This is a genomic window from Corynebacterium sp. CCUG 69979 (assembly GCF_024454095.1).
GTDB classification, from domain to species: Bacteria; Actinomycetota; Actinomycetes; order Mycobacteriales; family Mycobacteriaceae; genus Corynebacterium; species Corynebacterium genitalium.
This window is the reverse complement of the sequence record NZ_JAGPZA010000033.1, coordinates 1-6,348: the sequence shown is the minus strand read 5'-3', so window position 1 is coordinate 6,348 and position 6,348 is coordinate 1. Positions and strand designations below refer to the sequence as shown.

Below are 6,348 nucleotides of genomic sequence, written 5' to 3'. Positions count from 1 at the left end.
CCCCACACCTCCGCTCCTTGGGCATAGGACTGCAAGATCGTCATCAAGATGATGCCGCGAGAGCCGTAGTGCGAGTACAGCGAGGGCAGTTCCGGCCACCGCACGACGTTGGCGGCTTCATCGAGCGCGGCGACGAGCGGCACGGGCAAGCGCCCGCCGTTTTCCTCGCCGTAGGTTTCCGCTTCGGTCATGATCGTCGCCGTGAGCGCGGTGGTCAACGCCGCGGCGTTGTCTGCCCCTTCTTTCGACAGGATGTACATCGTGTCGTGGCCGCTGCTGCGGACAAAGGCTCTCGCGTCGAACTTGCGCGCACCGGGTTGTGGTGTCACCCATTTCAACGCTTCACGTCGACCCAGTGGGGTCGCCATCTGTGCAGCCTGGGAAAACAGGCCTGAACGGGTCTTTTCGGTGATCTGATAGGTCGCGGTTAAGGCTTCTGCTTGTTGTGACCACTCGGGGTACTGTTCGAGGATCGTCACCGGTGTTCGGTCGGCGTCGTCGTTGACCCATAGGTACACGTCTCCGATGGGTCGATCATCGAGCGCGGCTGCGAGAAAGAACCGGCCTAGCAGTTCCTTGCCGCCCTCGGTGAAGTAGGCGTCTCCACCGCTGTCGGCGGCGCCGCGCGCGGCTGTTTTGAAGATGTCGGCCAGCCGCACCGATGCGGAGTCCATCGTTTCGGGGACTCGTCGCACCAGATCGAGCGGATCGAAGTACCACGGCTCTTGTTCGAACCCGGCAGCGATGCGCTGCGGGTCGAACACCCAGACTTGTCCGCGCGCTGAGGTGAGTGTGATCGTATCGTCGACAATGTCGCGTTTATTCGATGTCGTGACCACGTGGCCCGGTGCGTCGACAATTGCTGGAATGACCTGCGAGGTCGTTTTACCCATGCGCGGGCCGAAGATGACCAGGTACAAGTCCTCCCACGTCGACCACAGACCCTGTTTCGTGCCTGGTACACGCCCGAACATCAGGCCAGGGTAGTCCTTGGCCATGTCTTCTGAGGGGAGCCACCCCTCGGCTAGTGCCTGCGCGCTCTTGCGGCTGAAGCTGGTGACGTCCTTTTTGCTTGCCAGGTACTTCGAGGCTGAATCGACACGCGTTTTCGGCGTGCGCACCTTGCGGATCAGCATCGTCACGGCCAGCGCCAACAGCAGACCCACGGCCCAGGTTGCAGCCACCGAGACTGTCGCCGCGGTCGACCATCCACGAGATCCGCCGATGACTTGGCCGATGGTGACAAAGGGGTTTTTGGGCACCGGCTCACCGCCGGCTACGCGCGACTGCGCCCACTGGCCGATCTGCACACTGGCTAAGACCGCTACTGCTGCACCAAGCATGACCAATCCGAAGACGGTCTGGATGTCCATGCCTGCGCTGCCTGCTGCGCGGGGGTTGTCCCGGCCTGCCCTACTCATCTCGATTGTCCTTCCGCTCGTTGACCGTTTTTCCGTCACTGTGTCGTAAATAGATCATGTCTGGGCCTACCTCGCGCTTGTGATCTCGTAGGCGTCGAGAAGCCATTTGTCGGCATCGGCGTCGTGGACCAGTGTTGCGCTGACCTCGAAGGGGTCAAGGGGTGTGGTCTCACGGTTGGGATGAACCACGCGCTGAGAGACCGTGGCTGTCACCTCGGCAGTCCCGCCTGTTTCGTTGACCTCATCGGGAGTGACAGCGGCGCGCACGACATCACCTGATCGTGCCCATCCCTCCCACTCCCTGGGGAGTGCTTGGGGCGGCTGCACCTCAGCTGCAGATTGCAGAGATTCGCGCAGCTGCTCTGTCACCAGTTCCGACCTGATAAAGCCGTCCAGATCGGAGGCGTCCTGCGCGGGCGTCCACGAAAACCCCTGGGATAGTACTGCTTGTGCCGCGATGTCCGGGCTGACGTTTTCAGGGGCTGGGTGCTCTCTATGCATTGGTGCGCCCTCGCCGGGCTCAGGCTTGCTGAAGCCGCCGAGGGCGGCCCCCCACATCACCGCCAGCACAAGCGCTGCAAGCAACACAGCGCCAGTGATCATGAGAACCTTGTTTTGCCGGTTCATCGGTTCTACCTTTCTGCGTTCTTCTCGTACTTCTTGGCCGTCTCCGGCACGATCTTGACGTAGTTCTGAGTCTCCGTATACGGCGGCACCCCGCCGTACTGCTCCACTGCCCCTGGGCCTGCGTTATACGCCGCCAGAATGAGTTCTTGACGATCACCTTTGATCTGTCCGGACTCGATGCCCGGAGCTAGGTACTCGTCCAACGTGCACAAGAACTTTGCCGAGGCGATCGTCGCGTCCTCTTCGTCGTGGGGGGATCCTGATCCTGGCGGACCGATGACTTCGCCTGTTTCGTTATCCACTTCTGCGCCGTAGGTTGCCCAGGTTTCCGGAATGAACTGCGCCCATCCCTGCGCGCCCTTTTCCGATACCGCTCGCGGGGTGAAGTTGATCGACTCGTGATCCATCAGTCCTGCCAGCAACGGCTCCGTCACCGCGTCGCACTGACGCGCCGCAATCGGGATCATGCGCTCGATACCAGGTGGAATACCCTTGCCGCCTAAATCGGCGTCGATATCGCCCTGGGATGACACGCAGTCGGTGCGATACATCGAGCGTGAACCATTGCCGCCCTCAGGCGCGGCACCGTATTTCTGGTCCGGTGAGGGCAACCCGCCACCTGTGGTTCTCACGTGCAGGTGATCGTAGTGGTTTGCTGTGTGGCTGCCTCGGTCTGGAGTGTCGCGAATTTCCCCGCCTGAGTAGTACTCCTTTTGACGCCACATGATGTATTCGAGGTTGAACTCCTCCTTGTTGTCCATGATGTAGTCGCGGATCTCATCACCGAGTTCGCGTCCCTCGTTGGTCTTGGAGAAGTCACCCCCTCCTGCTTGGTCAGGATGGGCGGAATCAATCATGATGTCGATAGAGGTACCACTGGGGTGATCGTCGAATCCGTCGTACGGACGCCACCCGCCGATCACCTTGATCTGCGGGAACCTCTGCGCAACCGCACGGCCTAGCCGCACTGCATCGACCTGCATCTTGTCCTCGTTGAACACCTCTGGGACCGCGCGCAGCTCATCAGTGTCCGTCTCGCGAGCCGACGACGGTGGCGTATCGGTCGACGTTGCGCTCGGCTCCGCGCTGTTGTCCGTCGTCGTGTCCGTTTTGTCAGGCTTGGAGTCTGTGTCTCCGGCTGATCCTGGGGGCACAGCTTTATCCAGCCACGGCACCGGGTCCACAGCGTGGCCACCGCTGAGGCGACCACCAGGCCAGACCTCGAAGTGCAGATGCGCACCAGTACTGAAACCGTTGGAGCCTTCATCTGCGATGTGCTGGCCTGCTTTGACCTGATCCCCGACTTTGACGCGCAGGCCGTCTTCGTACATGTGCCCGTACACGGTGGAGAAGAACTCTCCGTATCCGTCGTGGTCAATCACGATCCACTGGCCGAAACCGCTCGCCGGTCCAGAGGCCACGACCACCCCGTCTGCATACGCGAAGATCGGTGTTCCCAGTCCATTAGCAATGTCTGCGCCGTTGTGCTGTTCCCCCCAGCGCGGGCCGAACCCAGAGGTGAAGTTGTCCGGATACGACGTGCCCGGTGAGGGCAAGCTGAACTCTCCGTCGGGCACACCGCCGGCCACTGGACCCTGATCACTGCCGCTGGTTGGCCCGCACTCGTCGTCTAGTTCCCCATCACCACCGCTGAGAATGACCGTGACGAGCAGCGCCACAGCAACGGCAAGCACCAGCAGGCCACACCCAAGCCGCTTCATGCGTCCTTTCCTTTCAGCCGGTTAAGTTCCTTGCGTAAGGCTCTGTTTTCTGCCGCCAGCCGCAAGTTGGCAGACACGCGTGTGTGCGGCCATTTCCCCTCGTCTCGCAACCACTGGCTCAGCGTTGTGCGCCCAATACCCCAAGACTTCGCCACCGCCGCTGCCGCCGCAGAGGGAGAGGAGTATTCCTGCCAGGTTTCGACGAACTGGGCCATTGACCCCTCGCGCACGCTCGTCGGATGGACGTTGCGCGCCATCTCCGAGCGCGCCATTTACGTCACCGTCCCCGATTCAAAGAATTCCTCGAAGCGGGCGTTCGTGTCGTGTAGTCGCAGCTCAATCTCACTGGGCATGAGCACGGTCTGCACCGGGATACCGGGCGAGCCGTCTTTCGACGGCTTGATCATGAACCGGCCACGACCAGGTGGTGTGGACCGTGCCCCGCGCGTGCGCGTGCGCTTGGGAATCGCGCCCGTTGACCAACTCGTGATCATGTAGCCCTCAGCGTCAGTGAACCTCAAACGGGAATTCAAAATGTCCAGCTCGGAGTTCGGCAACCCTCCGCAGATCACCATGCCGGCGCGCTCGATGAAGCCCATTGCCTTCTTCCGGTCCTCTTCGGTGGGCAAGCCCTCCAGGTCCTGGAACGTGTGCGTGATCATGTACAACGCCGCAGCATCGGTACGGTTAAGCCTGGTCAACGCGTCCACACGCTCCACCATGCCGGGCGCCGATGACAGCACCTGCCACATCTCATCAAGCACGACGCTGAACAGACGCTGCGGGCCAAGGCCCGCATCTGCCAGCAGGTGCGCGGCTTCTACAGCACCGAAAGCGTTCGACCAGCACGCCATCATCACAGCGGCCTTCATCGACTCGTCCCCGCTGTCAATCGCAGAGACGTCAATGCACACCGCCGTGGCGTCCACATTGATCGGGTTCGTTGTCTGTCCATCGAAGATCTGGCCTGTTTGACCGTCGAGCAGAGAGTTGAGCGACAGAATCAAATTGTCGACGCGACTGTCCCACGCTTCATCGCTGCGTGCACGTGCTTTTCGACGTAGCTCTGGTGTGCCTTTTTCGAGCAGCGCAATCAAATCTGCCAGGACGGGCGGATTGAGCCAGTCCACCTCGCGGGACTCGTAGAGTTCGCGCAGCGCAATCGAGATCAGCATGACCTCGTAGTCAGCAGGTTGCGCCCCTCGCCCCAAGCCCAGCAGTGTCTGCACCATCGTTACCTGTCGGCCATGCACCTGCTCCTTAGCGCGGTCGACGAGCTTTGTCTCGCCAGCTGCTTCGAGCTGGGGAATAATGCGGCCCAGAGCGCCCACATCCAACGGGTTGATATGCCCGATGCCGTGCCCGAGCGTGATGACCTGACCGCCGACCTGCTGGGTAAAGCCCACATATTCGCCCTTGATGTCTCCGGCGACAATCGGAATCTGCTTCTGGGCGACATGGCCCATCTGCATCTTGCGGATGAGGGTGGACTTTCCCAGACCAGGCAACGACAGTACAAAGCACGACGGGTTGGAGATGATTCCTTCCCGGAACCACGCCATCGCATCGCACCCGACCTCAGCACCGGTGGTCACATGCACCCCTAGCGGGGTCCCGATCATGGGAGCTGGCGCTCCGACGACGTTCGGGTTGAAACCCGCACCGAAGTTCGTCGTGGTCTGCCACTCCTGTGGACCAGACACCACCCGTTGCGTGCCGGCCGTCGCACCGCGAAACCCATGAGGCCCAGGCCGGCGGAAAGCTTTCTCCCCTCGCACCGGGACACCCGTGCGGAACTGCGTTTCTAGCTCTTCCAAGCGAGCGCGCTTGCGTTCTTCTTTCAGCCAGCGGCTGTATCCTCGGCCCTCCTTCGACAACCTGCTCGGGCGCTCAACAACGCCCGCTTCAATGTCGTCGTGAAGACGCTCGAAATCTGTCACTGTTGTCATGCCGCGACCTCCAACCGCTGCCACCCCAACACGCCGACGCCTAGCGACGCACCGGCTCCCATTGCCTGTTGATTCCACAGTCTCCGAATTGCCAAGCGCTGCTTGGCCGTGAGATTGACCAAAAGAGCGCGCACAGCGTCCTCGACAACCTCGGTGTCCTGCGCTGTCAGGCTCACAAGGCCTACTCTGCGATCTGCAAAACCCGCGCGCTCTGCCGGGCGGGACCAATCGGACACCCGAACCGATAGCTCACCGTCGTAAAACTCGCTGAGCTGGGCCGCGAGTGCCCCTACCGAGTCAAACGTGTCCTCATCCTCGTCGCGATTGTGACTGACCTCGAACGTCGCTGTCACACGATCATCCACCGCCAACATCGAGCGACCGTCGCTTATCACCCTCGCGCGCGGAGGAAACACCGCCGCTTCCCCATCGCCTACGAGCTCGCTGCTGACCCATTGTGCAAGCTCATCTTGCGATACAGGTTTGGCGTCCATGCCCGCCGCGTCGGCGGCGTCGTAGACCCGAGGCGCGAACACAGCCAAGCGGGTCAGCAACTCTGAGGTGTCCTTGCGCTCAGCCTTGCTCGTTGCCGCCACTGTCGCCCATAGCAGCGCCGTCGTGTCCTCCCCA

At 61.6% G+C, this 6,348-nt stretch carries 6 protein-coding genes; all 6 read right to left on the bottom strand.

Going from position 1 to position 6,348, the window contains the following annotated elements; genetic code table 11:
- Positions 1-1,421 (bottom strand): type IV secretory system conjugative DNA transfer family protein (locus tag KBX18_RS11605; protein WP_255996256.1); only part of this gene is annotated, 1,421 nt, incomplete at its 3' end.
- A 66-nt stretch (positions 1,422-1,487) separates the two neighbouring features.
- Entirely contained in the window at positions 1,488-2,048 is a 561-nt protein-coding gene (locus KBX18_RS11600) for a hypothetical protein (protein ID WP_255996255.1), read from the bottom strand.
- A 5-nt stretch (positions 2,049-2,053) separates the two neighbouring features.
- Positions 2,054-3,769 (bottom strand): peptidoglycan DD-metalloendopeptidase family protein, encoded by a 1,716-nt coding sequence (locus KBX18_RS11595; protein ID WP_255996254.1) that lies wholly within the window; start codon positions 3,767-3,769, stop codon positions 2,054-2,056.
- Positions 3,766-4,041, bottom strand: coding sequence for a hypothetical protein (locus tag KBX18_RS11590; RefSeq protein ID WP_255996253.1), 276 nt, complete (start codon positions 4,039-4,041; stop codon positions 3,766-3,768). Before KBX18_RS11590 ends, KBX18_RS11595 begins: the two co-directional genes overlap by 4 nt.
- Positions 4,042-5,718: an ATP/GTP-binding protein gene (locus KBX18_RS11585; protein WP_255996252.1), complete on the bottom strand. Its 1,677-nt coding sequence runs from the start codon at positions 5,716-5,718 to the stop codon at positions 4,042-4,044.
- Positions 5,715-6,348 (bottom strand): hypothetical protein (locus KBX18_RS11580; protein WP_255996251.1); only part of this gene is annotated, 634 nt, incomplete at its 5' end. The genes KBX18_RS11585 and KBX18_RS11580, both read right to left, overlap by 4 nt.

Coding starts and splice junctions, on each gene's coding strand:
- KBX18_RS11600 (WP_255996255.1), bottom strand. CDS start 2,048: ATGAACCGGCAAAACAAGGTTCTCATGATCACTGGCGCTGTGTTGCTT.
- KBX18_RS11595 (WP_255996254.1), bottom strand. CDS start 3,769: ATGAAGCGGCTTGGGTGTGGCCTGCTGGTGCTTGCCGTTGCTGTGGCG.
- KBX18_RS11590 (WP_255996253.1), bottom strand. CDS start 4,041: ATGGCGCGCTCGGAGATGGCGCGCAACGTCCATCCGACGAGCGTGCGC.
- KBX18_RS11585 (WP_255996252.1), bottom strand. CDS start 5,718: ATGACAACAGTGACAGATTTCGAGCGTCTTCACGACGACATTGAAGCG.